A 3,482-nucleotide genomic window follows, 5' to 3' on the forward strand; every position below is an offset into this window, starting at 1 on the left:
CCTCTGCGTGGGGCCGACCGACATCGGCAGCGCGGGTTCCAGGATGGAAGGCGGGAAAGTATGCTTTTGGTTCAGAAGAAAGATCGCCTTTAGTTACCAGCTGGGCGATCGCGATTGACATACTTGTGCTCAAGTAGCCGAATAGGCGGTAGCACAACTATCGTGTGTCTTTCTCTTTCTGGATCAAATCAAGCGCGAGAAGGGCGTTTGGTGAATGCCTTGGCAGCAAGAGGCGATGAAAGACGTGATACTCTGCGATAAGCCATGGGGAGCTGAGAATAAGCTTTGATCCATGGATCTCTGAATGGGGCAACCCACCTGAAAGCTTCATATTGTTATCCCCTCACAACCTAGTTGTGAGATAGATACTCAATATGGGGTTTAAACAGGTACTTAAGACCTGAATACATAGGGTTTTAAGAGCAAACCCGGGGAACTGAAACATCTAAGTACCCGGAGGAAAGGAAATCAATTGATACTCCCCTAGTAGCGGCGAGCGAACGGGGACCAGCCGAGCCAGATAAGTGACTAGAACACGTTGGGAAGCGTGGCCATAGCGGGTGACAGCCCCGTATAGGAAGCTTTGATGGACGTATTAAGTAGGGCGGAACACGTGAAATTCTGTCTGAAGATCGGAGGACCACCTTCGAAGGCTAAGTACTCCTTGCTGACCGATAGCGAACCAGTACCGTGAGGGAAAGGTGAAAAGCACCCCGACGAGGGGAGTGAAACAGTACCTGAAACCGAACGCCTACAATCAGTCGGAGGATCCTCGAGATCTGACGGCGTACCTTTTGTATAATGGGTCATCGACTTGGTCTCACGAGCAAGCTTAAGCCGTTAGGTGTAGGCGTAGCGAAAGCGAGTCTTAATAGGGCGTATGAGTTCGTGGGATCAGACCCGAAACCGAGTGATCTAGGCATGGCCAGGTTGAAGGTAAGGTAACACTTACTGGAGGACCGAACCCACATCCGTTGAAAAGGATCGGGATGAGCTGTGCCTAGGGGTGAAAGGCCAATCAAACTCGGAGATAGCTGGTTCTCTGCGAAATCTATTTAGGTAGAGCGTCATCCGAATACCCCGGGGGGTAGAGCACTGGATGGGTAATGGGGCCCCACAGGCTTACTGATCCTAACCAAACTCCGAATACCCGGGAGTAATAGATGGCAGACACACTGCGGATGCTAACGTCCGTAGTGGAGAGGGAAACAACCCTGACCTACGACTAAGGCCCCCAATTCATGGCTAAGTGGGAAAGCAGGTGGGACGACCAAAACAACCAGGAGGTTGGCTTAGAAGCAGCCATCCTTTAAAGATAGCGTAACAGCTCACTGGTCTAAATAAGTTGTCCTGCGGCGAAGATGTAACGGGGCTCAAGCCATGAGCCGAAGTCTAGGGATGCGTAAGCATCGGTAGCAGAGCGTAGTGTGACATAGAACTCATCCGTATTTGCATCCACCTGGATGTAATGACGGATCGAGTTCTTTCGATGAAGCCGGGGCGTGAGCCATCCGGTGGAGAGATCACTAGTGAGAATGATGACATGAGTAGCGACAAAGAGTGTGAGAGACACTCTCGCCGAAAGTCCAAGGGTTCCTGCTTAAAGCTAATCTGAGCAGGGTAAGCCGGCCCCTAAGCCGAGGCCGAAAGGCGTAGGCGATGGGAACTAGGTTAATATTCCTAGGCCAGGAGGATGTGACGGATCACAGGTGTAGTTCAATCTTATCGGATTGATTGGGCTGCTGAGTGGTTCCTGGAAATAGCCCTCCATCAGACCGTACCCTAAACCGACACAGGTGGACTGGTAGAGCATACCAAGGCGCTTGAGAGAACGATGTTGAAGGAACTCGGCAAAATACCTCCGTAAGTTCGCGAGAAGGAGGCCCGGTTCCTAGGCAACTAGGGGCTGGGGGCACAAACCAGGGGGTGGCGACTGTTTATTAAAAACACAGGGCTCTGCGAAGTCGCAAGACGACGTATAGGGTCTGACGCCTGCCCGGTGCCTGAAGGTTAAAAGGAGAGGTGAGAGCCTTGAATTGAAGCCCAGGTAAACGGCGGCCGTAACTATAACGGTCCTAAGGTAGCGAAATTCCTTGTCGGGTAAGTTCCGACCTGCACGAATGGCGTAACGACTTCCCCGCTGTCTCCAACATCGACTCAGCGAAATTGAATTGCCTGTCAAGATGCAGGCTTCCCGCGGTTAGACGGAAAGACCCCGTGCACCTTTACTACAGCTTCGCACTGGCATCAGGATTGTGATGTGCAGGATAGGTGGTAGGCTTTGAAGCGGAAACGCAAGTATCCGTGGAGCCTCCCTTGAGATACCACCCTTCGCACTCTTGATGTCTAACCGCGGTCCGTTATCCGGATCCGGGACCCTGCGTGGCGGGTAGTTTGACTGGGGCGGTCGCCTCCTAAAGCGTAACGGAGGCGCGCGAAGGTTGGCTCAGAGCGGTCGGAAATCGCTCGTTGAGTGCAATGGCAGAAGCCAGCCTGACTGCGAGACTGACAAGTCGAGCAGAGTCGAAAGACGGCCATAGTGATCCGGTGGTCCCGAGTGGAAGGGCCATCGCTCAACGGATAAAAGGTACGCCGGGGATAACAGGCTGATACTGCCCAAGAGTCCATATCGACGGCAGTGTTTGGCACCTCGATGTCGGCTCATCTCATCCTGGGGCTGGAGCAGGTCCCAAGGGTACGGCTGTTCGCCGTTTAAAGAGGTACGTGAGCTGGGTTTAGAACGTCGTGAGACAGTTCGGTCCCTATCTGCCGTGGGTGTAGGAGACTTGAGAGGAGTTGCCCCTAGTACGAGAGGACCGGGGTGAACGATCCACTGGTGGACCAGTTGTCGTGCCAACGGCAGTGCTGGGTAGCTATGATCGGACAGGATAACCGCTGAAGGCATCTAAGCGGGAAGCCCCCCTCAAAACAAGGTCTCCCTGAGGGCCGTGGAAGACCACCACGTCAATAGGCCGGAGATGTAAGCGCAGTAATGCGTTCAGTTGACCGGTACTAATCGCCCGATAGGCTTGATTTGATCCAGTAACAGAAAGACAAATCAAACCAGAAGCATACACCGACTTTGAGTTGGACAACGTTGATTGAAAACACAACCGAGTGGCACCGCACATACGCTAACTGCCACCTCGTCGCTTTCTTGCTTTGCAAGAAAGTCGACTTGGGCTTTTCCTCGGTTTGGTGGTCATAGCGCAAGTGAAACACCCGGTCCCATCCCGAACCCGGAAGTTAAGCACTGCCGCGCCAATGGTACTTGGGCTTAAGCCCCGGGAGAGTAGGTCACCGCCAAACCTAGTAAAAGCCCACAAACAGCATTCTCTCTAAACGATGAAAAGAACACTACCCGGTCTCAAGTAGCCGAATAGGCGGTAGACCAACGCAAAGTGTCGCGGGATGGAGCAGCCCGGTAGCTCGTCAGGCTCATAACCTGAAGGTCGCAGGTTCAAATCCTGCTCCCGCAACCA

At 53.2% G+C, this 3,482-nt stretch carries 1 tRNA gene and 2 rRNA genes; all 3 read left to right on the plus strand.

Features of this window, described 5'->3' with window-relative positions:
* Positions 1-186: 186 nt before the first annotated feature.
* The 3 genes from ACR0B5_RS22730 (at position 187) to ACR0B5_RS22740 (ending at position 3,482) form a co-directional block, all read left to right on the plus strand.
* A 23S ribosomal RNA gene (locus ACR0B5_RS22730) occupies positions 187-3,037 on the plus strand.
* Positions 3,038-3,194: 157 nt separating this feature from the next.
* Positions 3,195-3,309, plus strand: a 5S ribosomal RNA gene (rrf, locus tag ACR0B5_RS22735).
* A 96-nt stretch (positions 3,310-3,405) separates the two neighbouring features.
* Positions 3,406-3,482: transfer RNA gene (locus ACR0B5_RS22740), tRNA-Met, on the plus strand.

The sequence above is a fragment of the Ruegeria sp. AG1 genome, from assembly GCF_056541705.1.